Here is a 310-nt window from a genome sequence, read left to right on the forward strand (position 1 = left end):
TCTTGTACATATTTGGATAGATATTGCCATAGTCCAATACCTCTTTGTCCAAACCTTGTGGACAATAGAGAAGGATGGGTTGCTCACCGACGAACGCAATATTTGGGCATTCCATCATATAAGCGGTCATATCATTGGCAAAATCAAGGTCACCAACATAGGACCAGTTGAGGTAGTCGTTATTTTCAGCTTTATAAAGTTTGACAATTCCCTTTTTATCCAGATTTTGTCCACCGACAATAGCGTAATATTGCCCTTTATAGTTGAAAATTTGTGGATCACGGAAATGGTCGGTGGTATCTTCTTGTTG

General features: G+C 39.4%; 1 pseudogene. It reads right to left on the reverse strand.

The features are described 5' to 3' along the window. Nucleotides 1–310: pseudogene (locus C1G53_RS10920) on the reverse strand (sucrose-6-phosphate hydrolase); the annotation flags it as partial.

It is taken from the genome of Streptococcus suis, from assembly GCF_002960445.1.
Lineage (GTDB): Bacteria > Bacillota > Bacilli > Lactobacillales > Streptococcaceae > Streptococcus > Streptococcus hyiners.